Origin of the sequence: Mesorhizobium sp. M2E.F.Ca.ET.209.01.1.1, assembly GCF_004010375.2 — a bacterium.
Classification (GTDB): Bacteria; Pseudomonadota; Alphaproteobacteria; order Rhizobiales; family Rhizobiaceae; genus Mesorhizobium.
In genome coordinates this window covers 629,819-654,285 of the sequence record NZ_SADP02000001.1, presented here as the reverse complement: position 1 = coordinate 654,285, position 24,467 = coordinate 629,819, and the positions used below count along the sequence as shown (strand labels likewise).

The window sequence follows — 24,467 nt, the reverse complement described above, 5'->3', positions numbered from 1 at the left end:
AGGCCCGTCAATCATCCGCGCAAATCGCGGGCTCCAATCAACAAGCATGCGAAAGCAGGGAAGAAACGATGGAAAAAGCCGAAATCGGCCTGATCGGCCTTGGCACGATGGGTTCCAACCTGGCGCTCAACATCGCCGAGCACGGGCACCGCATCGCCGTCTTCAACCGCACGCCGTCGCGCACCGACGCGTTTGTCGAGAGCGCCGGTCCGCTGAAGGACAGGGTCGTTCCCTGCTACAGCCTGGAGGAGCTTGCTGCGGCGATCCGGCCGCCGCGGCCGATCATCATCATGGTGCTGGCCGGCAAGCCGGTCGACGAGCAGATCGCGGCGCTGCGTGGCGTGCTCTCCAATAACGACATCGTCATCGATGCCGGCAACGCCAATTTCCGCGACACGATGCGCCGTTTTTCCGAGCTTTCCAGCTCGGGCCTGACCTTCATCGGCATGGGTGTTTCGGGCGGCGAGGAGGGCGCGCGCCACGGGCCGTCGATCATGGTCGGCGGCACCGAGGAGTCCTGGAAGCGGGTCGAGAAGGTGCTGACCGCGATCTCGGCCAAATTCAAGGACGAGCCTTGCGCCGCCTGGCTCGGCACTGACGGCGCCGGGCATTTCGTCAAAACGATCCACAACGGCATCGAATATGCAGACATGCAGATGATCGCCGAGATCTACGGCATCCTGCGCGACGGGCTCCGCATGGCGCCCAAGGAGATCGGCAAGGTGTTCGAGGAATGGAACAAGGGCCGCCTCAATTCCTACCTGATCGAGATTACCGCCAAGGTTCTCGCCGCCGACGATCCCAAGACCGGCAAGCCGGTGGTCGATATCATCCTCGACCGCGCCGGACAGAAGGGCACCGGCAAATGGTCGGTGATCGAAGCGCAGCAGCTCGGTATTCCGGCCACCGCCATCGAAGCGGCGGTCGCGGCGCGGGTGTTGTCCTCGATCAAGGACGAGCGGCAGGCGGCGGAAAAGGCCTATGGCAATATCGGCGTCGAGAAGATTTCCGGCGATAAGGCCGCGCTGCTCAAGGATCTGGAGCTGGCGCTGTTTGCCGGCAAGATCGCGGCTTACGCGCAGGGTTTCGCGGTGATGAGCGGCGCCTCCAAGGAGTTCAACTGGAACCTGCCGATGCCGACCATTGCCAAGATCTGGCGCGCCGGCTGCATTATCCGCTCGCAGATGCTGGACACGATGGCCGAGGCCTTCGGTTCGGGCAGCGCGTCCACCAACCTTCTGATGGCGCCGGCCTTCATCGCCATGATGAAAGAGGCGCATCCCTCGCTCCGGCGCATCGTGGCGCGGGCGTCCGAGGCCGGCTCGCCGGTGCCGGCGCTGTCGTCGGCGCTCGCCTATTTCGACAGCTACCGTCAGGGACGCGGCACGTCGAACCTGATCCAGGCGCAGCGCGATTTCTTCGGCGCGCATGGTTTTGAACGGATCGGCGAAGAGGGCGCCTTCCACGGACCGTGGGGCAGCGGGGCAGGGCACTAACCCCGATAGGGCAGAACCTCGCTCGGCTTGCTCAGCGATTGCAGCGAGCCGGGTTCCTTGCCTGCAATCCAGCCAAGCACGGCACGGGCGAGCTCGTAGCCGGCCAGCCGGAAATCCTCGTTGACGACGAGCAGCTCCCGGCGGAACAAGTGCAGCACCTCCGAGGACTGTTTCGACACCACGTCGACATCGCGGCCGAGTTTCAGGCCGGCGTCCTCGATGCCGGCGACGACGGCGAGCGTTGCCGCGGCGGCGCTGCTGATGATGCCGTCCGGGCGGTCGTCCCGGCGCATGAGCTGGGCGGTGCGCATCCTGATCTGCTCGATCGTATGGTCGATCGAGACGGTGTTGAACGGCACCTCCGAGGCGCCGACCTCGCTCAGCGCATCGGCAAAGCCGTTCACCGTATAGCGGAAATAGGTGAGGCCAACCGGGGGCGTCACAAGCGCCAGCCGGTTGCGGCCTTTGGCGGCGAGCGCGCGGACGGCTTCGCCGGCAAAGGCGTAATTGTCGAAGTCGTGATAGGGATGCACCAGCCCCATGTCGGTGCGGCCATGCGTGGCGAAGGGAACGCCGTGCTCCAGCATATAGCGGGCCCGCGGGTCGTTGGGCTGGGTGCGCGAGATGATCACGCCATCGGCCGAGCCCGTCTCGACCAGATAGCGCACCGGATCGAGCGGATCCTGCGAGCGCGAATAGGGCGTGACGATCAGATGGTAGGGCGTGTCGGCGATCACCTCGGTGACGCCGTAGATGATGTCCGAGACGAAGCTCATCAGCTCGTGCTCGGTGTTCAGCACAAGCGAGATGACGTTGGTCTTGCCGGTCCTCAGGCGCACGCCGGCCCGGTTTGGGCGATAGCCGATCTGCTTGGCGACGAGCTGGACGCGGCGCCTGGTCTCGGCGCCGATCTCGGGTGCATCCTTCAGCGCACGCGACACCGTCGTGACACCAAGCCCGGTCATGAAGGCAAGCGTCTTCAGCGTCGGCCGCTCCTTGCCCGACGTGTCGTCGCCCTTCTTCGTTACCCGTCTATCCATTCGTCCCGCCCGTCAGGCGCATAGCAGCCGTAGGGCCGACCGGCAATCGTGCAGCGTTGACGATTGCGCGACTTCAGGCTGCGATCGGGTTCAATATACTGAAACGTTACAGGTTGCCAATATTCGTGATTGACCGCGGAGGCAGCCGACCCCTGCCTTGCCGATATGGAGTTGGGGTGAAAGTCGCTGGAATCACAAAGAAATGTCGGTCCGGGCCCATTTTGGGCATGGACCTGCCATTCAGGTTTCAGTTCAGCCACCCGAGCGGGAAGATTTTGTTCGTGCCTCGAAAAAATCTCAATGCGCTTTGAGACGAGGGGTTGCCTAGTCGGATCATTTGCCGTATCGAAAATCTGTAACGTTTCAGATTCTGGGAGGAAGCCGAAATGCGATATAAATTCCTGACCGCCGCCTTTGCCGCGACGGTAGCCCTCAACTTCGCCGGTCCGGCGGCCGCGACCGACCTGGAGGTCACCCATTGGTGGACTTCGGGCGGCGAAGCGGCGGCGGTGGCCGAGCTTGCCAAGGCATTCGACGCTACGGGCAATCACTGGGTCGACGGCGCCATCGCCGGCTCCGGCGGCACGGCGCGGCCGATCATGATCAGCCGCATCACCGGCGGCGACCCGATGGGCGCCACGCAGTTCAACCACGGTCGCCAGGCAGAGGAACTCGTGCAGGCCGGGCTGATGCGCGACCTCACCGATATCGCCACCAAGGACAAATGGACTGAGGTTGTGAGGCCGAAGAGCCTGCTCGACAGCTGCACGATCGACGGAAAGATCTATTGCGTGCCGGTCAACATCCATTCCTGGCAATGGCTATGGCTGTCGAACGAGGCCTTCCAGAAGGCCGGCGTGCCGATGCCGAAGGACTGGAATGAATTCGTGGCCGCCGCTCCGGCATTGGAGAAGGCCGGGATCATCCCGCTCGCGGTCGGCGGGCAGCCTTGGCAGGCGTCAGGCGCCTTCGACGTGCTGCTGGCCGCGGTCGGCGGCACCGACGCCTTCCTCAAGGTCTACAAGGACAAGGACGCCAAATTCGCCGGCGGCCCCGAGATCGCCAAGGTGTTCAAAGCGGCGGACGACGCCCGCAAGATGGCCAAGAACACCAACGTGCAGGACTGGAACCAGGCCACCAATCTGGTCATCACCGGCAAGGCCGGCGGCCAGATCATGGGCGACTGGGCGCAGGGCGAGTTCCAGGTCGCCGGCAAGACCGCCGGCAAGGACTATGCCTGCCTGCCTGGCCTCGGCCTGAACGAGGTCATCGCCACCGGCGGCGATGCCTTCTACTTCCCGCTGCTCAAGGACGCCGACAAGTCCAAGGCGCAGGAGGTGCTGGCCGAGACGCTGCTCGATCCCAAGACCCAGGTCGCCTTCAACCTCAAGAAGGGCTCGCTGCCGGTGCGCGGCGACGTCGACCTCAATGCGGCGAACGACTGCATGAAGAAGGGTCTTGCCATCCTCGCCAAGGGCGCCGTCATCCCGTGGACGGACCAATTGCTCTCGCAGGACAGCCAGAAGCAGAAGGAGGACCTGTTCTCCGAGTTCTTCGCCAAGCCCGACATGACGCTCGATGAGGCGCAGAAGCGCTTCGCCGAGATCATCGCTTCGGCCGACTGATCGACGGCGCCCCCGCCAACTCCCGTCCCCAGCCTATCCGGGGCCGGGAGCCTGACGTCTCATTGTCCGGCTGATTAGATGAGCAACAGCGAACGCCCCAACCAGCTTTTCCGCAACCTGAACGCCAAGATCGCGTCGATCCCGATGATCCTGACGGCTCTGGTGGTGTTCGTCGGCGGCACGGCCTGGACGGTGCTCTATTCCTTCACCAATTCGAAGCTGTTGCCGCGGCTCAACTTCGTCGGGCTCGACCAGTATCACCGACTCTGGTCGACATCGCGCTGGCTGGTCTCGATCGAGAACCTGTTGATCTATGGCGTGATCTCGCTGGTGTTCTCGCTGGTCATCGGCTTCCTGCTGGCGGCGCTTCTTGATCAGAAGATCCGCTTCGAGGACACGTTCCGCACCATCTTCCTCTATCCCTTCGCGCTGTCCTTCATCGTCACCGGGCTGGTCTGGCAATGGCTGCTCAATCCGGATTTCGGTGTGCAGCGCGTCGTGCGCGACCTCGGCTGGACGAGCTTCAGCTTCGACCCGCTCTATAATTCCAGCATCGTCATCTACGGCATTTCGATCGCGGCGCTCTGGCAGGGCACGGGGCTGATCATGTGCCTGATGCTCGCCGGCCTGCGCGGCATCGACGAGGATATCTGGAAGGCGGCGAGGGTGGACGGCATTCCCGCCTGGAAGACCTATCTCTTCATCATCATCCCGATGATGCGGCCGGTCTTCATCACTACGCTGGTGATCATCGCCGCCGGCATCGTCAAGGTCTACGACCTCGTCGTGGCGCAGACCAGCGGCGGCCCCGGCATCGCTTCCGAAGTGCCGGCGAAATATGTCTATGACTACATGTTCTTCGCCCAGAATCTCGGCCAGGGCTTCGCCGCCTCGACCATGATGCTGCTTTCGGTGGTGATCGTCATCGTGCCGTGGGCCTATCTCGAATTCGGAGGCAAGAAGCGTGGCTGACATCGCCTCCCGATCCCCCGGCGCTGAAGCGCTCAGGCGCGGTGCCACTGGCCCCAGCGGCCCGAAGCCGCGGCACGTGCTGTCGCGCCGCAACATCTTCCTCTACGGCACGCTGATCGTCGTGGCGCTCTATTATCTTTTGCCGCTCTACGTGATGATCGTCACCTCGCTGAAGGGCATGCCGGAAATCCGCCTCGGCAACATCTTCTCGCCGCCGGTGGAGATCACCTTCGAGCCCTGGGTGAAGGCTTGGGCCACCGCCTGCACCGGGCTCAATTGCGACGGGCTCTCGCGCGGCTTCTGGAATTCGGTGCGCATCACCGTGCCGTCGGTGTTGCTCTCGATCGCGATCGCCTCGGTTAACGGCTACGCGCTGGCCAACTGGCGCTTCAAGGGCGCCGACACCTTCTTCATCATCCTGATCGTCGGCGCCTTCATCCCCTATCAGGTGATGATCTACCCGATCGTCATCATCCTGCGCGAAATCGGCATCTACGGCTCGCTGACCGGCCTTGTGATCGTGCACTCGATCTTCGGCATGCCGATCCTGACGCTGCTCTTCCGCAACTATTTCACCTCGATGCCGGAGGAGCTGTTCCGCGCCGCGCGCGTCGACGGCGCCGGCTTCTGGGGCATCTATCTGCGCATCATGCTGCCAATGTCGCTGCCGATCTTCGTCGTCGCCATCATCCTGCAGGTGACAGGCATCTGGAACGACTTCCTGTTCGGCGTCGTCTATACCCGCCCCGACACCTATCCGATGACGGTGCAGCTCAACAACATTGTCAACTCGGTCCAGGGCGTGAAGGAATACAACGTCAACATGGCCGCGACCATCCTGACGGGCCTTGTTCCGCTGATCGTCTACTTCGTTTCCGGCAAGCTCTTCGTGCGCGGCATCGCCGCCGGCGCGGTGAAAGGATGATGATGGACATCGCCAATCCCAGCGTTTCGATCCAGGACCTGTCGCTCAATTTCGGCGCCGTCTCGGTGCTGCAGACGCTCAACCTGGATGTCGCCGAGGGCGAGTTCATCGTGCTGCTCGGCCCGTCCGGCTGCGGCAAGTCGACCTTGCTCAACTGCATAGCCGGCCTGCTCGACATTTCGGACGGCCGCATCTTCATCAAGGGCAAGAACGTCACCTGGGAAGAGCCGAAGGACCGCGGCATCGGCATGGTGTTCCAGTCCTACGCTCTCTATCCGCAGATGACGGTGGAGAAGAACCTTTCTTTCGGCCTGCGCGTCGCCGGCGTGCCGAAGGACGAGATCGCCAAGCGCATCGCGCGTGCCGCCGAGATCCTGCAGATCGAGCCGCTTTTGCAGAGGAAGCCCTCGGCGCTTTCGGGCGGCCAGCGCCAGCGTGTGGCGATCGGGCGAGCGCTGGTACGCGACGTTGATGTCTTCCTGTTCGACGAGCCGCTCTCCAATCTCGACGCCAAGCTGCGTTCGGAATTGCGCGTCGAGATCAAGCTGCTGCACCGGCGCTTGCAGAACACGATGATCTACGTCACCCACGACCAGATCGAGGCGATGACGCTGGCTGATCGCATCGCCGTCATGAGGGGCGGTGTCATCCAGCAGCTCGATGCGCCGCAGACCATCTACAACCGGCCGGTCAACCGCTTCGTCGCCGGCTTCCTCGGTTCGCCGGCGATGAATTTCCTCAAGGGCGAGTTGGAGGCGGGCGCCGTCCCCGTCTTCAAAGCGGACGGCATGTCGGTGCCGCTCGGCCGCTATCAATTTGACGGCGAGGGTGGCCGGGCCGCCAAGCCTTGCATCTTCGGCATCCGGCCTGAGCATATCGCCTTCGGCGACGCCGCCCAGGCAATGCCGTTCACCGCCGAGTCGACAGTCGAGATCGTCGATCCGATGGGCTCCGACACGCTGGTGTGGACCAAGCTCGGCGGCCAGATCATCTCCTTCCGTGTCGAAGCGGATAAGACGCTGCGCAACGGCGATGCGATCCGCATCGGTTTCGATCCGGCGCGCGCCTCGCTGTTCGACGCTCAAACCGACAATCGCCTCTAACTCCAAAAAAATCCCCCAAGCAGAACGGACAGGACAGATGAACTGGTCATTCCAACTCTACAGCGCCCGCAATTTCCAGCCATGGGACGGCGTGGTGAAGATGCTCGGCGAGCTCGGCTACGCCCAGGTCGAGGGCTTCGGCGGCGTCTATGACGACCCCAAAGCGTTCCGCGCCGAGCTCGACAAGAACGGACTTGCGATGCCGACCGGGCATTTCTCGATCGACGCGCTGGCAAATGATTTCGACGGTGTGCGCAAAATCGCCGATGCGTTGGGCATCACGCTGCTGGTCTGCCCCTATCTGATGCCCGACCAACGCCCGTCGGACGCCGCCGGCTGGCGCGGCTTCGGCGAACGTCTCGCCAAGGTGGGCGAGACCGCGAAGAAGGCCGGCTACGGCTTTGCCTGGCACAACCACGATTTCGAGTTCAAGGCGCTCGCCGACGGCACGCTGCCGCAGGACCACATCCTGTCCGCCGCACCCGATATCGGCTGGGAAATGGACGTCGCCTGGGTGGTGCGCGGTGGCGCCGACCCGCTGCCCTGGATCGAAAAATACGGCAAACGCATCGTCGCCGTCCATGTCAAGGACATCGCCAAGCCGGGCGAGGGGCTGGATGAGGATGGCTGGTCCGATGTCGGCCACGGCACGATCGATTGGGCGAGCCTTTTCAAGACATTGCGCGCCAAGAGCGCGGCGCAGTATTTCATCATGGAACAAGACAACCCCAACGACATCGAGCGTTATGCCCGGCGCTCGATCGCGGCAGCCAAGAGCTGGCAGGAGTAATCGAAATGGCAGACAAACTTGGCGTCGGCGTCATCGGCTGCGGCAACATATCGAAGGCGTATTTCTCACTGGCGCCGCTGTTCCGCGGCATCAAGATGCGCGCCTGCGCGGATATCAACATGGATGCGGCGAAAGCGCGGGCAAAGGAGTTCAAGCTGCGCGCCGAGACGGTCAACGACCTTCTCAAGGACGACGAGATCGACATCATCGTCAACCTGACGATCCCGGCCGTGCACTACGAAGTCTCGAAAGCTGTGCTCGACGCCGGCAAGCACGTCTATTCGGAAAAGCCGTTCGTGCTGTCGATCGAGGAAGGGCTCGACCTCAAGAAACGGGCCGAGAAGAAGGGCCTGCGCATCGGTTCGGCGCCGGACACGTTCCTCGGCGGCGCGCACCAGCTGGCGCGCGAGCTGATCGACAGCGGCAAGCTCGGCAAGATCACCAGCGGCACCTGCCATGTGATGGGCCACGGCATGGAGCACTGGCACCCCAATCCGGACTTCTTCTTCCAGCCGGGCGCCGGTCCGGTGCTGGACATCGGGCCATACTACGTCACCAACCTGATCCAGCTGATCGGACCGGTGAAACAGGTGGCGGCCTTCGCGACGACGCCGGCCAAGGAGCGGACGATCTCGTCGAAACCGCGGGCGGGCGAGAAGATCCCGGTGAACACGCCGACCACCATCCATGCGCTGCTCGAATTCGCCAATGGCGCGGTGATCACGCTCAACACCAGCTGGGACGTCTGGAGCCATGGCCACGCGCCAATGGAGCTCTATGGCGAGTTGGGCACCGTCTTCGTCCCGGATCCGAATTTCTTCGGCGGCGAAGTGCGCTTCACCGACGCGGCCAAGCCGGTGAAGAAACTGCCGAAATGGAACCATCCGTTCGGCGTGCCGAACGAGATGCACGGCCAGGGCATGATGGCCAATTACCGCACCGCCGGCCTCGCCGACATGGCGATCGCGATAGCGGAAGGGCGGCCGCATCGCTGCTCGATGGAGCTGGCGCTGCACGCCGTCGATGTCATGACCGGCATCCTACGTTCCGGCGAAAGCGGCAAATATGTCACCATGCAGACGAGCTGCGAGCGGCCGGCCGCGCTCGGCGTCAAGGACGCGAAGGCGTTGCTGGCGAAGAAAAACTAGGTGGCAACCCCTCTCCCCGTTTCGGCGGGGAGAGGGTAAGGGTTAGGGGCAAGCATCGGTTCAATTCATCGCCGCGACCGCCGCGCCGCTTCGATCCCGAGGATTCCCCCCATGCCCTATGTCGCCGCCGAAAACCGCTACGAGAAGATGATCTATAACCGCTGCGGCCGGTCCGGCTTGAAGCTGCCGGCGATCTCGCTCGGGCTTTGGCACAATTTCGGCAACGACACGCCGCACCGGACCAAGCAGGCGATCGTGCGCAAGGCCTTCGACCTCGGCATCACGCATTTCGACCTCGCCAACAATTACGGCCCGCCGCCCGGCTCGGCGGAAACCGCGTTTGGCGAGATCCTGCGCACCGATTTTGCCGCTTATCGCGACGAGATGATCATTTCGACCAAGGCGGGCTACGAGATGTGGGCTGGTCCCTATGGCGAATGGGGCAGCCGCAAATATGTGCTGGCCAGCCTCGACCAGAGCCTCAAGCGCATGGGGCTCGACTATGTCGACATCTTCTATTCGCACCGCTTCGATCCCGAGACGCCGCTGGAAGAGACGATGGGCGCGCTCGACCACGCGGTGCGCTCCGGCAAGGCGCTCTATGCCGGCATCTCGTCCTACAATTCGCAGCGCACGCGCGAGGCGGCCGACATTTTGCGGCAGCTCGGCACGCCATGCCTGATCCATCAGCCGAGCTATTCGATGCTCAACCGCTGGGTCGAGGAGGACGGGCTGCTCGACACGCTGGAGGGACTGGGCATCGGCTCGATCGTTTTCTCGCCGCTGGCGCAAGGCATGCTGACCGACAAGTATCTCGGCGGCATCCCCGAGGGCAGCCGCGCTGCCCAAGGCAAGTCGCTCAGGCCAGCCTTCATCAACGACAAGTCGATCGCCAACATCAAGGCACTCAACGAAATCGCCAAGAAGCGCGGCCAGACGCTGGCGCAGATGGCGCTGGCCTGGGTGCTGCGCAAGGGCCGCGTGACCACGGCGCTGATCGGCGCCAGCCGGCCGGAACAGGTCGAGGATTGCGTCGGCGCGCTCAAGGCGCTGGAATTCAGCGATGCCGAGCTTGCCGAGATCGATACTTATGCGCGCGAGTCCGACATCAACCTGTGGGCTGCTTCGGCCGAACGCAAAGGGCCGCCGCGCAAGTAGCGATCGGTCGCGGCCAACCTTCGCCGCGCAGCGTGCGCCAGGCGGTACGCGCTGCGGAAACAGTGGCAAAATCACTCGTTCGTCGCTATCTCAGGGGAAATTGAAGTCCTTGGCATGCGGTCGCGCGTGCAAGCGTCGATTGGGCGAACAAGATGACGGCAAGAGATGCGCTGACCAAGAACCAGCTCTGCGTGCTCGAGAAGCTCGAGGCGTCCAGCGGGCCACTCAGCGCCTATACGCTGCTCGACCAGCTGCGCGACCGCGGGTTCCGGGCGCCGCTGCAGGTCTATCGGGCGCTGGACACACTGGTGAAGTCGGGCTTCGTGCACCGTCTCGAAAGCCTCAACTCCTTCGTCGCCTGCGCCGAGCCGCATGATCACAGCCATTCGATGACGGCCTTCGCCATCTGCGACAATTGCGGCCAGGTGACCGAGATGTCCGACCATGATGTTGACCACCGGCTGGACGAATGGGTGCGCTCGACTGGATTCGCGGCCAAGAAGGCGGTGATTGAGTTTCGCGGCGTGTGTGCGAAGTGCAGGGCTGAGGCGGCGTAAGTACGCCGATATTCAGGTGAGGCCGGCTTGCAAATGGCGGCTTCCTGCGCTTCCGGTGCTCACGTACTTAAGTACGCTCCGCTTCGGTTCTCGGAACACACCATTTTCAGCTCGGCCTGACCTGAATCTCGACGCACTTACGGGCGCGGTGCGAGTTAATGCGCCTCGTCCCAATTGTTCGCCGCCCGCGCGTCGACATGCAGCGGCACCGACATCGAGACCGCCGGCATCGGCGCGTTCTCCATCACGCGACGCACGACGGGAATGGTCGCTTCGACTTCCGCTTCCACCGTCTCGAAGATCAGCTCGTCATGCACCTGCAGCAGCATGCGGGCGGAGAGCTTCGCCTTGTCCAGCGCTTCCTCCATATGCACCATCGCGCGGCGGATGATATCGGCCGCAGTGCCTTGGAGCCTGGCGTTGATCGAGGCGCGCTCGTTGAAGGCGCGGACCGACGGGTTGGAGGATCGTATCTCCGGATAATGGATGCGCCGGCCGAAGATGGTTTCCACAAAACCGTGCTCGCGCGCGTAAGCCTTGGTTTCCTCGATATAGTCGCGGATGCCGGGGAAGCGCTCGAAATAGCGCTTGATATAGGCGCCGGCCTCGTCGCGCGGGATCGACAACTGGTTGGCGAGGCCGAAGGCCGAGATGCCGTAGATGATGCCGAAATTGATCGCCTTGGCCCGCCGGCGCACCTCCGACGGCATGCCCTCGACCGGCACGTTGAACATCTCCGACGCGGTGATCGCGTGGATGTCGGCGCCGTCGGCGAAGGCCTGCTTGAGCTGCGGGATCTCGGCGACATGGGCAAGCACGCGCAGCTCGATCTGGCTGTAGTCAGCCGAAACCAGCTTGTGGCCCTTCTCCGCGATGAAGGCGGTCCTGATCTTGCGGCCCTCGGCGGTGCGCACCGGGATGTTCTGCAGGTTGGGATCGGAGGACGACAGCCGCCCGGTTGTGGTCGCGGCAAGCGCATAGGACGTATGCACGCGGTTGGTGCCGGGGTTGATGAAGCCGGGCAGGGCGTCGGTGTAGGTCGATTTCAGCTTGGTGAGCTGGCGCCAGTCGACGATCTTGCGCGGCAGCTCGTGGCCTTCGGCGGCAAGATCTTCCAGCAGCTGCGCCGAGGTCGACCACTGGCCGGTCTTGGTCTTCGAGCCGCCCGGCAGGCCCATCTTGCCGAACAAGATGTCACCGAGCTGCTTCGGCGAGCCGATGTTGATGCGCTCGCCGACGATGCCGTATATCTCTTCCTCGGCGCGGGCGGCGCCCTGCGCCAGCTCACCCGACAGCCGCGACAGGATCTGGCGGTCGACCGAGATGCCGCGCTGCTCCATGCGGGCGAGCACCGGCACCAGCGGCCGTTCCAGCCGCTCATAGACGGAAACCAGGCCCTTGGCGGCGAGCCTCGGCTTCAGCACCTGCCAAAGCTGCAGCGCAATATCGGCCTGTTCGGCGGCGTATTTCGTCGCGCGCTCGATATCGACCTGGTCGAAGCCGATGGCGCTCTTGCCCGAGCCGGCCAGTTCCTTTTTCGACGCCGGCGCGTGGCCCAGCCACTTTTCCGACAGCGAGGCGAGATCGTGGCCGCCTGAGGTGCCGGCGTCGAGCACGTAGGAGATCAGCATCGTGTCGTCGAACGGGCCGACCTCGATGCCGTGCCGGCTCATCACAACGATGTCGTATTTCATGTCCTGCACGATTTTCAGGACCGACCGGTCCTCGAGCAGCGGCTTGAGCAGCGCCAGCGCCTCGCGGACCGGAATCTGGTTCTCCAACTGGCCGCCGCCAAGCAGATCGCCGTTGCCGTTTCCGTGGGCAAGCGGCACATAGACGGCGCGACCGGGCGCGATCGCCATGGACAGGCCGATGAGATCGGCCTGCATCGGATCGGACGAGCTGGTCTCGGCGTCGAAGGCGAGGATGCCGGCGTCGCGGGCTTCGGCGATCCAGGCTTTCAGCGCGGCCGCGTCGCGGATGGCGCCATAGGCCGAAGGGTCGATCTTGCGTGCCGCCGCCTGTTCCAGCCGCAGCGCCGAAAGCAGCGATGGGGTGTCGCCCTGCGGTGGCGCATCCTCGCCCCTGACCGGCGCGGCGGGTTTTGCGTCGCCCTTTGATTGAGGTGCCGGCTGCCGCGGCGGCGCGCCGGCGCCGACATCGGGCCCGTGCGCGGCATCGGCCCGCTCGACGATGACGGCGGAAGCCTGGACGTCGCCGATCTCGGTGGCGGTCGCCTCGGCAACGCGTCGTGTCAGCGTGGTGAATTCCATGGTCTTCAGAAAGCCGATCAGCTTCGGTCCGTCCGGCGCGTGCAGCACCAGGTCGTCCAGCCCCTCTTTCAGCGGCACATCGTTCTTCAGCGTCACCAGCTCGCGCGAGATCCGAGCCTTGTCGGCATTGGCGATGATTGTCTCGCGCCGCTTGTCCTGCTTGATCTCGGAAGCACGCGCCAGCAGACCGTCAAGGTCGCCGAACTGTTCCAGCAGCTGCGCCGCGGTCTTCGGGCCGATGCCCGGCACGCCCGGCACGTTGTCGACCGAGTCGCCGGTCAGCGCCTGCAGGTCGATCATCTTTTCCGGCGGCACCCCCCATTTCTCGATCACCTCGGGAATGCCGATCTGGCGGTCCTTCATCGGGTCGTACATGCCGACGGTCGGTCCGACCAGCTGCATCAAGTCCTTGTCGGAGGAGATGATGGTGGTGTCGGCGCCGACCTCGCAAGCGAGCCGGCAATAGGTGGCGATGATGTCGTCCGCCTCGAAACCCTCCATCTCGATGCAGGCCAGGTTGAAGGCCACGGTCGCCTGGCGGATCAGCCCGAATTGCGGGATCAGATCCTCCGGCGGCGCCGAGCGGTTCGCCTTGTATTCGGGGTAGAGATCGCTGCGGAACGTCTTCGAGGAATAATCGAAAATGACGGCGAAATGCGTCGGCACGATGCCTACATTGGTGTTGCGGGCGTCTTGCATCAGCTTCCAAACCATGTTGCAGAAGCCGAGCACCGCACTGGTCGGCAGGCCGTCGGATTTGCGGTTGAGCGGCGGCAGCGCGTGGTAGGCGCGGAAAATGTAGCCGGAGCCGTCGACGAGGAAGAGGTGATCGCCTTTTTTCATGCCGGCAGGGATAGCGCGGCCAGCCTTCGCGGTCCATGCCAAAGGCGGAGGAACCCACCGGTTCGGGCAACACCCCTGACAGATCCTGTCCGGCCGGAAATTGGGCGCTCACGGGCATGTTACAAAAGTGTAATTTTCATGCCCTTGAATCGCCATGTTCAGAGACCCAAATACACGTCATCGGCAGTTTTCGCCGAAGTCCGGAGCAAGGCCCGTCCCCCGCCTATTCCGGGCAAACTGCGGCAGCCTATCCCCCCTCTCCGGGCTGCCGCAACGTTTCGAGTAGAGGCCGCCGTGGTTCCCCCTCCACCACGGCGGTCTTCTTTTTGTCCTCGGCGACGATTGCGTCTTGGTCTAACGATCGCGCCTTTTCGTTTTGGGCGTGGCCCTTTAGGGTCTGCCCAAAAATCGAAAGGCAAAAAGCATGTCCAGGATCTCCCCCGTCCTCGAACGTCTCGACCAGAATCTCGACCAGAGCCTGGAGCGGCTGTTCGGCCTGCTCGGCATCAAGTCGATCTCCACCGATCCGGCCTTTGCCGCCGACTGCCGCAAGGGGGCCGAATGGCTGGTCGCCGAGCTCAAGCTGATCGGCTTCGACGCGAGTGTGCGCGACACGCCCGGACATCCGATGGTGGTGGCGCATCACGAGGGACCGGCAGGCGCGCCGCATGTTTTGTTCTATGGCCATTACGACGTGCAGCCGGTCGATCCGATCGAATTGTGGGAAACCGATCCGTTCGCGCCTTCGATCAAGGAGATCGAACCCGGCCGCAAGGTGATCACCGGCCGCGGCTCGGCCGATGACAAGGGGCAGTTGATGACCTTCGTCGAGGCCTGCCGTGCCTGGAAGCAGGTGCATGGCAATCTGCCCTGCCGCGTCACCATCCTGTTCGAGGGCGAGGAGGAATCCGGCTCGCCGTCGCTGAAGCCGTTCCTGGAAGCCAACGCCGCCGAGCTGAAGGCGGATTTCGCGCTGGTCTGCGACACCAGCATGTGGAACCATGAGACGCCGTCGATCTGCGTGTCGCTGCGCGGCATGGTCGGCGAGGAGGTCACAGTCAAGGCCGCCAGCCGCGACCTGCATTCGGGCCTTTATGGCGGGCCGGCCGCCAATCCGATCCGCATCCTGGCCAAGGTGCTGGCGGACGTGCATGACGAGAATGGCCGCGTCACCATTCCGGGCTTCTATGACGGCGTCGAGGAGACGCCCAGCCAAGTGCTGAAATCCTGGGAAGGCCTTGGCGAGACAGCCGAGACCTTCCTCGGACCGGTCGGGCTTTCCATTCCGGCCGGTGAAAAGGGCCGCTCGGTGCTCGAAATGACCTGGGCGCGGCCGACGGCCGAGTTCAACGGCATCATCGGCGGCTACACCGGCAAAGGCTTCAAGACGGTGATCGCGGCGGAAGCCTCGGCGAAAGTGTCGTTCCGGCTCGTCCACAAGCAGGATCCGAAGACAATCCGCGCCGCCTTCCAGGCTTTCGTGCGCGAACGCATCCCCGGCGACTGCTCGGTCGAATTCCATCCGCATGGCGGCTCGCCGGCGATCCAGCTTTCCTACGACTCGCCGTTCCTGGCCAAGGCCAAGGACGCGCTGTCCGATGAATGGGAAAAGCAGGCGCTGACCATCGGTGGCGGCGGCTCCATTCCCGTGGTTGGCGACTTCCAGACCTATCTCGGCATGGAATCGCTGCTGGTCGGTTTCGGCCTCGACGACGACCGCATCCACTCGCCGAACGAGAAATACGAGCTGACCTCCTTCCACAAGGGGCAGCGGTCCTGGGCGCGTATCCTCGATGCGCTGACCCGCTGAGGCGAAAGTCACGAAAGACGTGAGATTCAACTTTCTGTTGATTTTTCGCCGGATCGCGGCGAGGACGAATTAGCTGGCGCGAAGCGCCGCGGCGTGCTGCGCATCCCAAGGATGCGCGGCGCCGCAGGTGCGATCCGGAGAAGAGAATGACCGATATCCGTTTCCATAAGAACGACCTGCCCGACCTCGCCCGCTACAATGTCGGGGCGGTGGCCATCGACACGGAAACGCTGGGCTTGAACCCGCATCGCGACCGGCTCTGCGTGGTGCAGATCTCGCCCGGCGACGGCAGCGCCGACGTCATCCAGATCGCGCTTGGGCAGAAGAAGGCGCCGAACCTCGTCAGCCTGCTCCGCAACCGCGCGGTCACCAAGCTGTTCCATTACGGCCGCTTCGACATCGCCGTGCTCTACAATGCCTTCGGCGTGATGGCGGAGCCGGTGTTCTGCACCAAGATCGCCTCGCGGCTCGTCCGCACCTACACCGACCGCCACGGGCTGAAGGATCTCTGCAATGAGCTGCTCGGCATCGGCCTGTCCAAGGCGCAGCAATCCTCGGACTGGGCAGCGGAAACGCTGTCGCCCGAGCAACTCGACTATGCCGCCTCCGACGTGCTTTACCTGCACCGCCTGCGCGAGATGCTGGCGGCGCGCCTGGCGCGCGAAAACCGCACCAAGGAGGCGGACGCCTGCTTCCGTTTCCTGCCGACGCGCGCCAAGCTCGACCTGATGGGCTGGGCCGAGGAAGACATCTTCGCGCATAGCTGAAGGAACCGGGCGCGTCGGCGGGCGTTCTTGCCGGTTCGGCCGGTTCACGGAGCGGGCCGGTTCGTGGAGGGAGTGAGATGGCAGAGCGCAAACCGATGGAAAGCGCCCCGAAGGACGGCTCGAAGGTCACCATCCTGTGGAGGGACGGCGACGGCGTCGTCAATGAATCCGTCGGCCAGTATCGCGACGGTGGCTGGTGGGTCTACACCGACAGCAACACGCAAAAGAAGGTCGATCCGACCAGCTGGCGTCCGGCATCGGGTGACGACGACGACCAGTAGGCGACCGCGGCCTGCCATGTCAAAGCAGGCGTGACTGTCGCAATGAGGGGACGCGAATGAGGCAGAACACGCTCTATCTCATCATCGGAGCACTGGTCGCGGTGATCATCGCGCTCGGCATCTATGTCTATCGCGAGCAGACCAGGCCGAAAGGCGTCGAGCTCAAGATCGACGACAAGGGCATTTCGATCCAGCAGAATTGAACGGCTTGCAGCCTGGCCCGGAAAGTCGGGCAATCACATCGATTTTCCGCACTTAACCCGCCTTTAAGCCATCACATCTACTCTGCAACCCGAACGCCATCGGCGCCGGACAGGCACGCAAGAGCCCATGGCGAACCGCAGGGACAGTCGCATCGAACCGAGCTTCGGGGGCGCACCGAGCGCGCATGCGGCAGCGACTTAAGGTCGGGGATCGCTCGGAATCGGTGGCCGGCAAGGCGCGGGAGCGCGTGATCTCGAAATGAAGTCCTCGACCGGAGAATACTATCCAGCGCTGGATCATATCCGTGGCCTGGCGGCCTTTCTGGTCTTCACCTTTCACTTCCTCCATGCATCTCCGGACGGGCCGGTCGCCTATGGCTTCGTGCCGGCTCTACCCTTGTTCAGCATCCTGGACGAAGGGCACACCGGCGTCTCGTTGTTCATGGCGCTTTCCGGCTACCTTTTTGCCAAGCTTCTTGACGGCAAGCAGGTCAGATATCTGCCGTTCTTCGCCAACAGGGCGCTCAGGCTGCTGCCCCTTTTGTTCGCCGTGATTTGCATCGAGGCTTGCCGCAGATATCTGGCAGGCGAGGACCTCGGCACGTATTTCACCGATGTCGGCAAGGGGGTGATTTTCCCCACGCTTCCCAATGGCGGCTGGTCGGTCACGGTCGAAGCTCATTTCTACCTGTTGCTGCCATTCCTGCTGATGGCGTCCAGGCGATTCCAGTTTGCCCCGTTGCTGTTCATTGCTGCAGCCATTTTGCTGAGGCTCGCTTTGTATGTGCGGTTCGGCGAGGTGCAGTGGGCAGCGTACTGGACAATCATAGGGCATGCGGACCAGTTCCTTGCCGGCATTCTTGCCTTCCACTTTCGCGCCTGTGCGAAGGGCAGGCACTGGCTGGCGCTGGCCGTTCTTGCGTCATTTTCGGGGTTCTTCTGGTGGTTCGACGCGGCGGGCGGGTTCTACCATCTGGGGCCCCGCTCGGCGCCGCCCTGGATATGGGTGATCCTGCCCACCCTGGAGGCTGCTGCCTACGCCTTCGGGATCGCCTACTATGACACGACCTTCGCCAGGGAGCGAACGAGCCTGCCCTTCAGGATCATGGAGAAGGCCGGATCATACAGTTATTCGATCTACCTGCTGCACCTGTTCTTCGTGCACCAGCTGGCCGCGTTCATCAACGACAACATCATGGACATCAGCAATTTCTATGTCGCATGCCTCTGGTCGCTGGCATGCTTCCTGGCAACCATCCCGATCGGTCATCTCAGCTATTCCTGCATCGAAGCGCCGTTCCTGCGCATGCGTCTTCGCTATGCCGTGCTGGCGAGCGCTGATCCGACCCCGGTCAGAGCCAGGCCCGCCGCGGCGGTTTCCCAGCCGGGCTGAAAGTGCGACTGAGGCAGCGGCAAGGCGAGGCTTCGCCCCGAGGCGGGCCTCTTTCATTTTGCCGGCAAGGCGATCGGCATCGCCGCGCCGCGCGGAACGACGAGCACGCCGAGTGGGCGTGCGCGGCCGCGGATGTCGATCTCGCGCGCCTCGGCGCCGGGGAGCTCCAGGCCCGAAAGCCGCACCGCCGCTTCTGAGACGACGATCTCCGCCTCGAATTCCTTCGCCGCGGCCTCCAGCCGGCTGCCGATGTTGACGGTGTCGCCGATCGCGGTCACGTTCATGGCCGCGCCGTAGCCCATCGAGCCGACGATCGCCTGGCCGACATGGATTCCGATCGCGACATTGATGGTGGCGCGCAGTTCCTCGGCGAGGTCGTCGCTGAGGGTGCGAACTCCCTCGACGATGGCGCTGGCGGCGGAAAGCGCGTTGCGGCACGCCTCGCCGGGCGTGGTCTCCAGCCCGAACAGCGCCATGGCGCCGTCGCCGACGAACTTGTCGAGGCGGCCGCCTGAGCTTTCGACGGCGCGGCCGATCACGCTGAAATAGCGGTTGAGCAGGAAGACCACGTCGAACGGCAGACGCTGGTCGGCCATCGCGGTGAAGCCGCGCATGTCGCAGAACATCACCGCCAGGACCTTCTCGTGGCCGGGATCGTTGGCGGTTGTGGCGTGCGGACTCTCCGCCGTGACCGGCGGCGACAGCAGCGGCGCGACGCGAAGATTGCCGCGCGGCCTGAGCTGGCAGGCGAGCCGCACGTCGCCGTCAGCCGCGATGCGGCGCAGGGTCGCCGCTTCGATCGGACCGGGCTCCGGCTGCTCGGAAAGGCCGTCAAGCACGCGAATGCGGCAGGTCGAGCAGCGCCCGCGCCCGCCGCACACGGCATAATGCGCGATGCCGGCCAGCCGGCTGGCATCGAGCACGCTGTAGCCGCGGGGAACGCGCACCTTGCGCCCGCCGGCATAGCGCACCTCAACCAGGTTGCGCCGCTCGATGCGGTCGCGAACAATGCGCGCCGCCAGCACCAGGACGATCAGTCCTGCAAAGCCGGCATAGATGCCGTTGTCGATGCGGTCCTTGGTTGCCAATGCCCGGTCGAGAAGGGTTGGCTCGATGGCCTGCGACTGCGGCGGTCCCATCGCCGAGACCTCCTTTCCGGCGCTGGCGAAGCCGAGCAGGGCCAGGACCGGAACCAGCACCGCCAGGACCAGCAGGGCCGAAGCGGTGCGAGGATACCACTGACGATAGCGCAGCCAGAAGTGGAGGCCGAGGCAGCCATGTGCCCAGATCACGACCACCGCGATCGCCTGCCGCACCCCGACCTGTGGGCTCAGGATCCATAGCGAGCGCACCACGAACTCGTAAGTGTCGTTGGCATCGTAAAGGGCGTGCATGGCACGCGTGCCGACCACGTGTTCCACAATCAGCACCGGAATGGCGAGCCCGAGCAGTATCTGCGCCCACTCCCGCACCGGCATGGCCAGCGTGCGGCGCTGGTAGAGCGCTAGCAGCGAAAGAGCAAGATGCGTGGCGACTGCGCCGTAAAGGAGCAGAGTGCCGGCCGGGTTGCGCCAGAGCAGCAGGAACGTCTCGCGTCCCCTATCCGCTGCTTCAAGCGAGATCAGGAGCAACACATGGTTCAGGAAATGCAGCGTCACGAACGCCATAAGCACAAGGCCCGACAGCAGTCGTGCGTTGCGCAGCCACGCGTCCGGCAGCCATCCTGGCGGCGCTGCTGGAACCTGCAATTGGCTCATTTCCGGTGCCTCGAACGATTCGCTGACCAAGACACGCCGGCAATAGCGCCTTCCGGTCAAGATTTGCCGGCGGCGACAATCAGTCAATCAGCCTTGGCGCCTGCCATTCCACGATGTGGTGATGCGTACGCGAAATCGGGTCCCGATCACGCCATCGCGGGGCATTTGATTTTCAATCGCTTCGATTTTTCCCCACTTAACGCGCCTTTAAACCGCCGCATCTACTCTTCAACCCGAACGCCATCGGTACCGGGGACAGACAGCTAGAGCGCATGGCGAACCGCAGAGACAGCCGCATCGAACCGAGCTTCGAGGAATCGCCGCGCGCGAAATCCTCCGAGGGCTTTTCGGTGAGCGAGGAGGATCGCGTCGTGCCGCGCACCCGCAAATCCGCTGCAAAGGGCAAATCCGCCAAGGCGAAATCACGCGGGCGTGGCCGCGACCGCAATCGGCGCGGGCTGCTCGGCATTGCTACCCGCCTGTTCTACTGGTGCTTCGTGCTCTGCATCTGGGGCGGTATCGCGGCGGCCGGCATCGTCGTCTATTACGGCGCCAAGATGCCGGCGGCGACGACATGGTCGGTCCCGGACCGCGCGCCGAACATCAAGATCGTCTCGGTCGATGGGCAGCTTATCGCCAATCGCGGCGCGTCGGGCGGCGAGGCCGTCGGCCTGCACGAGATGTCGCCCTATATCCCGGAGGCCGTCGTCGCCATCGAAGACCGCCGCTTCTATTCGCATTTCGGCATCGACCCGATCGGCCTGTCGCGCGCCATGGTCACCAACCTGCTTGGCCGGCATTTCTCACAGGGCGGCTCGACGCTGACGCAGCAGCTGGCGAAGAATCTGTTCCTGACACCGGACCGCACGTTGGAGCGCAAGGTCCAGGAAGTGCTGCTGGCGCTCTGGCTCGAGCACAAGCACACGAAAGACCAGATCCTCGAAATGTATCTCAACCGGGTCTATTTCGGCTCGGGCGCCTATGGCGTCGAGGCAGCCTCACGGCGCTATTTCGGCAAGAGCGCGCGCGACGTGTCGCTTTCGGAGGCAGCCCTGCTGGCAGGCCTGCTCAAGGCGCCGTCGAAACTTTCGCCGGCGCGCGACCCGAAGGCGGCCGAGGAGCGGGCGCAACTGGTGCTCGCAGCCATGCGCCAGGAAGGCAAGATCAGCGACAAGGAATACAAGACCGCGCTCAGCGCCCCGGCGACGCGCGCGCCGTCCTACTGGACCGGCTCGGAAAACTATGTCGCCGATACGGTGATGGACGAGCTTCCGGACCTCATCGGCGACGTGCGCGGCGACATAGTCATCGACACCACCGTCGACCTCAACCTGCAGAAGCTTGCCGAACAGTCGATCCGCCGGCTGATCGACGAGAGCGGCAAGAAGCTCAACGTCACCCAGGGCGCGCTGGTGTCGATTGACGATTCCGGCGCGGTGCGCGCCATGGTCGGCGGCTATGATTATTCGACCAGCCAGTTCGACCGCGCCTCGGAGGCGCGCCGGCAGCCAGGCTCGGCCTTCAAGCCCTTCGTCTATATGGCGGCGCTGGAGGCCGGCCGCACGCCGGACAGCATCCGCAACGACGCGCCGATCAAAATCGGCAAATGGACACCCGACAATTACGGCGGCAAATATTACGGCAAGGTCACGCTGGCGACCGCGCTTGCCAAGTCGCTCAACTCGGTGGCGGCGCAGCTCACCATGGAAGTCGGCCCCGACGCCGTGGTCGAGGCCGCGCATCGCATGGGCATCCAGTCGGACCTGCAGGCCAACACCTCGATCGCGCTCGGCACCTCGGAAGTGACGCCGCTGGAGTTGACCTCGGCCTATGTGCCTTTCGCCAATGGCGGCTACAAGCCGGACATCCACTTCATCCAGCGCATCACGACGGCAAACGGCAAAGTGCTCTACGAGGGAACCACCGGCAGCGCGCCGCGCGTCATCAAGGCCGATATTGTCGGCATGATGAACTCGATGATGACCGGCACGGTCGAGGTCGGCACCGCCAAGAAGGCGGCTTTCAACTGGCCCTCGGCCGGCAAGACCGGCACCAGCCAGAACTCGCGCGATGCCTGGTTCGTCGGCTACACCGCCAATCTCACCACGGGCGTGTGGTTCGGCAATGACGACGGCAGCCCGATGAAGAAGGTCACCGGCGGCGCGCTCCCGGCGCAGGCCTGGCACGAATTCATGGTGGCGGCGCATGAGGGCGTGCCCGTGCGGCCGCTGCCCGGCACCTGGAAGTCGACGCCGTCCGATACGATCGTGCCGGACGAGATCCCGTCGGCTGACGCTTCGCAGCCGCCCGCGCCGCCCGCGGCTGTCGGCCAGTCGCAGCCTGCGGCTCAATCGCAGCCCGTTGCCCAGGCGCCCGCGCGCCAGCCGCGTCCAGCCCAGACGGTCGATGCCGAGGGCTTCGACATGCCCAGCGACAGCGGATCGACCGCCTCGATCAAGCATCCGGTGCCGCCCGGCGATGTCGGCGGACCGAAGAAAAGGCGGCAGACCTCGATCCTCGATATCCTCGGCGGGGGTTGAGGCGGCAACTTCGCCTCTCGCAATGACCGCCGCCTTCGGCTACATGTCCGGCCGGAGACAAGACCATGGCCGACACCGACAGCAGAAAAACCATCGTGCTCACCGGCGCCAGCCGGGGGATCGGCCATGCGACGGTGAAGCGCTTTTCGCGCGAAGGCTGGCGGGTCATCACCTGTTCGCGCCAGGCCTTTGCCGAGGATTGCCCTTGGCCGGCCGGTCCCGAGGATCACATCAAGGTCGATCTCGCCGACCAGGAGGACGTCGGCATCGCCATCTCGGAAATACGCCATCGTCTCGAGGCGCATGGCGGGCAGCTGCACGCGCTGGTCAACAATGCCGGCATCTCGCCGAAGCTGAAGGACGGCAGCCGGATGAACTCGATCGAGACGCCGATGCATGTCTGGCGCGACGTCTTCCAGGTCAATTTCTTCGCGCCGATCATGCTGGCGAGAGGCCTGTTCAAGGAGCTGGCCGCCGCCAAGGGCTCGATCGTCAACGTCACCTCGATTGCCGGCACGAGGGTGCACCCGTTCGCCGGCACCGCCTATGCCACATCGAAGGCGGCGCTCGGCTCGCTGACGCGCGAGATGGCGCATGATTTCGGCCCGCACGGCATCCGCGTCAACGCCATCGCGCCGGGCGAGATCGACACCGCGATCCTCTCGCCAGGCACCGACAGAATAGTCGAGACGATCCCGCTGAGAAGGCTGGGCGCCACCTCGGAAGTGGCCGATATCATCTACTTCCTGTGCTCCGGCCAGTCGTCCTACGTGACCGGCTCGGAAATCCACATCAATGGCGGCCAGCACGTTTAAGCCGGTTCACCTGGCCACCGTGAGAACAGCCTTGCCGCTGAAGCTGCGCTGCCGCAGCGCATCCAGGGCTTGGCCGATCTCCGTCCACGGCACGGTCATGGCCACGCGGGTTTCCAGCCTGCCGGCGGCGACGAGATCGAGCAGGGCGGCTATGTCGGCGCCGATGGCTGAGCCGGATGTGTAATAGGCGAAGGTCTGAAGCCGCGCGCCTTCGTGGCCTGGAACGAACTGGCGGAATCCAACCGGCGAGAGCTCGCCGCTGCTCGAGCCGAACATGACGATCGTGCCGCCTGGAGCGACGCGTTCAATGGCATGCGTCAGGCTTTCGCCGCCCACGGATTCAGTGATCAGCGAAAACAGCCCCTCGGCCTGCTCGATCGACCCGACGACCTGCTCGGCTCCAAGCTCGCGAAGATCCTCGGCATGCCTGGCGGCGGCGACCGCCGTCACCGAAGCGCCTTGCCCGCGGGCGATCTGGATCTGGAAGCGGCCGACCGCGCCGCTGGCGCCGGTGATCAGGACCCGCTGGCCGGCGAGATCGCCGCCATGGCGCAAGGTCCGGAGCGCCGTCGTGCCCGCGACCGGAAGCGTGGCGGCGGAAGCGAAGCTGACACTGTCAGGTATGACGGCGAGACGGTCGGTTGGAACGGCGACACGTTCAGCCCAACCGGCCTGGTCGACCAAGGCCGCAACACGCGTGCCCGCGGCCGGGCCTGACCCGTCGACCGCCGCGCCTTCGACAATGCCGACGATGTCCTGGCCCGGTATCCAGCCGTCGGGACGAATGCCGAGCAGGCGCAGCTCACCACGGTTCAACGATGTTGCATGAACAGCCACCAATGCTTCATTCGCGTTGCAGTTTGGCTCGTCGACCTTGGCGAGCTTCAGCCGGTTGGAACTGTCGGCAGAAATACAGAGTGCGAGCATTGGCCACCTTTGAAATGACGTCTGGAAGACGAGATCGACTGCGA

Annotated in this window: 20 protein-coding genes; 16 read left to right on the top strand and 4 right to left on the bottom strand. The window is 64.2% G+C overall.

Annotation, left to right across the window (positions count from 1 at the left end; all coding sequences use genetic code 11):
* Positions 1-68: 68 nt before the first annotated feature.
* A complete protein-coding gene (gene gndA, locus EN852_RS03375; protein WP_127874894.1) occupies positions 69-1,496 on the top strand; it encodes an NADP-dependent phosphogluconate dehydrogenase in 1,428 nt (475 codons plus the stop codon).
* On the opposite strand, the gene EN852_RS03370 is transcribed toward gndA, so the two are convergent.
* Positions 1,493-2,536 (bottom strand): LacI family transcriptional regulator, encoded by a 1,044-nt coding sequence (locus tag EN852_RS03370; RefSeq protein WP_127874893.1) that lies wholly within the window; start codon positions 2,534-2,536, stop codon positions 1,493-1,495. The genes gndA and EN852_RS03370 overlap by 4 nt on opposite strands.
* A 386-nt stretch (positions 2,537-2,922) precedes the next feature.
* Between EN852_RS03370 and EN852_RS03365 the strand changes: the two genes are divergently transcribed.
* The 8 genes from EN852_RS03365 to EN852_RS03330 all read left to right on the top strand — a co-directional run bounded on the left by EN852_RS03365 (position 2,923) and on the right by EN852_RS03330 (position 10,814).
* Positions 2,923-4,161 carry an ABC transporter substrate-binding protein gene (locus EN852_RS03365; protein ID WP_127874892.1) on the top strand — a complete coding sequence of 413 codons (1,239 nt, stop codon included), beginning with the start codon at positions 2,923-2,925 and terminating at the stop codon, positions 4,159-4,161.
* 78 nt (positions 4,162-4,239) lie between these two features.
* A complete protein-coding gene (locus EN852_RS03360; RefSeq protein ID WP_127868345.1) occupies positions 4,240-5,133 on the top strand; it encodes a sugar ABC transporter permease in 894 nt (297 codons plus the stop codon).
* Entirely contained in the window at positions 5,126-6,058 is a 933-nt protein-coding gene (locus tag EN852_RS03355) for a carbohydrate ABC transporter permease (protein ID WP_127874891.1), read from the top strand. The genes EN852_RS03360 and EN852_RS03355 overlap by 8 nt, the downstream gene beginning before the upstream one ends.
* The gene (locus EN852_RS03350; RefSeq protein ID WP_127874955.1) at positions 6,058-7,161 is read left to right on the top strand and encodes an ABC transporter ATP-binding protein; all 1,104 of its coding nucleotides are present in this window, start codon (positions 6,058-6,060) and stop codon (positions 7,159-7,161) included. The genes EN852_RS03355 and EN852_RS03350 overlap by 1 nt, the downstream gene beginning before the upstream one ends.
* Before the next feature lie 37 nt (positions 7,162-7,198).
* Positions 7,199-7,951, top strand: a complete 753-nt coding sequence (locus EN852_RS03345; RefSeq protein WP_127874890.1) for a sugar phosphate isomerase/epimerase — start codon at positions 7,199-7,201, stop codon at positions 7,949-7,951.
* A 5-nt stretch (positions 7,952-7,956) separates the two neighbouring features.
* Positions 7,957-9,099, top strand: coding sequence for a Gfo/Idh/MocA family oxidoreductase (locus EN852_RS03340; protein WP_127874889.1), 1,143 nt, complete (start codon positions 7,957-7,959; stop codon positions 9,097-9,099).
* A gap of 111 nt (positions 9,100-9,210) precedes the next feature.
* Positions 9,211-10,257, top strand: coding sequence for an L-glyceraldehyde 3-phosphate reductase (gene mgrA / locus EN852_RS03335; RefSeq protein WP_127874888.1), 1,047 nt, complete (start codon positions 9,211-9,213; stop codon positions 10,255-10,257).
* A 152-nt stretch (positions 10,258-10,409) separates the two neighbouring features.
* Positions 10,410-10,814 (top strand): Fur family transcriptional regulator, encoded by a 405-nt coding sequence (locus EN852_RS03330; RefSeq protein WP_127874887.1) that lies wholly within the window; start codon positions 10,410-10,412, stop codon positions 10,812-10,814.
* 155 nt (positions 10,815-10,969) lie between these two features.
* Here the strand turns inward: EN852_RS03330 and polA are convergent, their stop codons facing one another.
* Positions 10,970-13,930: a DNA polymerase I gene (gene polA, locus EN852_RS03325; RefSeq protein ID WP_189545679.1), complete on the bottom strand. Its 2,961-nt coding sequence runs from the start codon at positions 13,928-13,930 to the stop codon at positions 10,970-10,972.
* 424 nt (positions 13,931-14,354) lie between these two features.
* Here polA and EN852_RS03320 point away from each other — a divergent pair, with 424 nt between their 5' ends.
* The 5 genes from EN852_RS03320 (at position 14,355) to EN852_RS03300 (ending at position 18,384) form a co-directional block, all read left to right on the top strand.
* Positions 14,355-15,740 (top strand): M20/M25/M40 family metallo-hydrolase, encoded by a 1,386-nt coding sequence (locus EN852_RS03320; protein ID WP_127874885.1) that lies wholly within the window; start codon positions 14,355-14,357, stop codon positions 15,738-15,740.
* A gap of 146 nt (positions 15,741-15,886) precedes the next feature.
* The gene (locus tag EN852_RS03315) at positions 15,887-16,507 is read left to right on the top strand and encodes a ribonuclease D (RefSeq protein ID WP_127874884.1); all 621 of its coding nucleotides are present in this window, start codon (positions 15,887-15,889) and stop codon (positions 16,505-16,507) included.
* Positions 16,508-16,584: 77 nt separating this feature from the next.
* Positions 16,585-16,788 (top strand): hypothetical protein, encoded by a 204-nt coding sequence (locus EN852_RS03310; RefSeq protein WP_127874883.1) that lies wholly within the window; start codon positions 16,585-16,587, stop codon positions 16,786-16,788.
* Between the two features lie 56 nt (positions 16,789-16,844).
* The gene (locus EN852_RS03305; protein WP_127868354.1) at positions 16,845-16,991 is read left to right on the top strand and encodes a hypothetical protein; all 147 of its coding nucleotides are present in this window, start codon (positions 16,845-16,847) and stop codon (positions 16,989-16,991) included.
* A 259-nt stretch (positions 16,992-17,250) separates the two neighbouring features.
* Complete coding sequence (locus EN852_RS03300; protein ID WP_127874882.1) at positions 17,251-18,384, top strand: acyltransferase; 1,134 nt, start codon at positions 17,251-17,253, stop codon at positions 18,382-18,384.
* Positions 18,385-18,437: 53 nt separating this feature from the next.
* Here EN852_RS03300 and EN852_RS03295 read toward each other — a convergent pair whose 3' ends face one another.
* Entirely contained in the window at positions 18,438-20,141 is a 1,704-nt protein-coding gene (locus EN852_RS03295; protein ID WP_127868356.1) for an adenylate/guanylate cyclase domain-containing protein, read from the bottom strand.
* A 272-nt stretch (positions 20,142-20,413) separates the two neighbouring features.
* Between EN852_RS03295 and EN852_RS03290 the strand changes: the two genes are divergently transcribed.
* Together EN852_RS03290 and EN852_RS03285 are read left to right on the top strand one after the other, a co-directional pair.
* Complete coding sequence (locus EN852_RS03290; protein ID WP_127868357.1) at positions 20,414-22,681, top strand: transglycosylase domain-containing protein; 2,268 nt, start codon at positions 20,414-20,416, stop codon at positions 22,679-22,681.
* A 65-nt stretch (positions 22,682-22,746) separates the two neighbouring features.
* Entirely contained in the window at positions 22,747-23,496 is a 750-nt protein-coding gene (locus tag EN852_RS03285; RefSeq protein WP_127868358.1) for an SDR family oxidoreductase, read from the top strand.
* Positions 23,497-23,502: 6 nt separating this feature from the next.
* Here EN852_RS03285 and EN852_RS03280 read toward each other — a convergent pair whose 3' ends face one another.
* The gene (locus tag EN852_RS03280) at positions 23,503-24,423 is read right to left on the bottom strand and encodes a zinc-binding dehydrogenase (RefSeq protein WP_127874881.1); all 921 of its coding nucleotides are present in this window, start codon (positions 24,421-24,423) and stop codon (positions 23,503-23,505) included.
* Positions 24,424-24,467 lie beyond the last annotated feature (44 nt).

What these genes read in the sequence shown, in the direction of transcription:
- gndA (WP_127874894.1), top strand. Translation starts at nt 69, where the DNA reads ATGGAAAAAGCCGAAATCGGCCTGATCGGCCTTGGCACGATGGGTTCC.
- EN852_RS03370 (WP_127874893.1), bottom strand. Translation starts at nt 2,536, where the DNA reads ATGGATAGACGGGTAACGAAGAAGGGCGACGACACGTCGGGCAAGGAG.
- EN852_RS03365 (WP_127874892.1), top strand. Translation starts at nt 2,923, where the DNA reads ATGCGATATAAATTCCTGACCGCCGCCTTTGCCGCGACGGTAGCCCTC.
- EN852_RS03360 (WP_127868345.1), top strand. Translation starts at nt 4,240, where the DNA reads ATGAGCAACAGCGAACGCCCCAACCAGCTTTTCCGCAACCTGAACGCC.
- EN852_RS03350 (WP_127874955.1), top strand. Translation starts at nt 6,058, where the DNA reads ATGATGGACATCGCCAATCCCAGCGTTTCGATCCAGGACCTGTCGCTC.
- EN852_RS03345 (WP_127874890.1), top strand. Translation starts at nt 7,199, where the DNA reads ATGAACTGGTCATTCCAACTCTACAGCGCCCGCAATTTCCAGCCATGG.
- EN852_RS03340 (WP_127874889.1), top strand. Translation starts at nt 7,957, where the DNA reads ATGGCAGACAAACTTGGCGTCGGCGTCATCGGCTGCGGCAACATATCG.
- mgrA (WP_127874888.1), top strand. Translation starts at nt 9,211, where the DNA reads ATGCCCTATGTCGCCGCCGAAAACCGCTACGAGAAGATGATCTATAAC.
- EN852_RS03330 (WP_127874887.1), top strand. Translation starts at nt 10,410, where the DNA reads ATGACGGCAAGAGATGCGCTGACCAAGAACCAGCTCTGCGTGCTCGAG.
- polA (WP_189545679.1), bottom strand. Translation starts at nt 13,930, where the DNA reads ATGAAAAAAGGCGATCACCTCTTCCTCGTCGACGGCTCCGGCTACATT.
- EN852_RS03320 (WP_127874885.1), top strand. Translation starts at nt 14,355, where the DNA reads ATGTCCAGGATCTCCCCCGTCCTCGAACGTCTCGACCAGAATCTCGAC.
- EN852_RS03315 (WP_127874884.1), top strand. Translation starts at nt 15,887, where the DNA reads ATGACCGATATCCGTTTCCATAAGAACGACCTGCCCGACCTCGCCCGC.
- EN852_RS03310 (WP_127874883.1), top strand. Translation starts at nt 16,585, where the DNA reads ATGGCAGAGCGCAAACCGATGGAAAGCGCCCCGAAGGACGGCTCGAAG.
- EN852_RS03305 (WP_127868354.1), top strand. Translation starts at nt 16,845, where the DNA reads ATGAGGCAGAACACGCTCTATCTCATCATCGGAGCACTGGTCGCGGTG.
- EN852_RS03300 (WP_127874882.1), top strand. Translation starts at nt 17,251, where the DNA reads ATGAAGTCCTCGACCGGAGAATACTATCCAGCGCTGGATCATATCCGT.
- EN852_RS03295 (WP_127868356.1), bottom strand. Translation starts at nt 20,141, where the DNA reads ATGAGCCAATTGCAGGTTCCAGCAGCGCCGCCAGGATGGCTGCCGGAC.
- EN852_RS03290 (WP_127868357.1), top strand. Translation starts at nt 20,414, where the DNA reads ATGGCGAACCGCAGAGACAGCCGCATCGAACCGAGCTTCGAGGAATCG.
- EN852_RS03285 (WP_127868358.1), top strand. Translation starts at nt 22,747, where the DNA reads ATGGCCGACACCGACAGCAGAAAAACCATCGTGCTCACCGGCGCCAGC.
- EN852_RS03280 (WP_127874881.1), bottom strand. Translation starts at nt 24,423, where the DNA reads ATGCTCGCACTCTGTATTTCTGCCGACAGTTCCAACCGGCTGAAGCTC.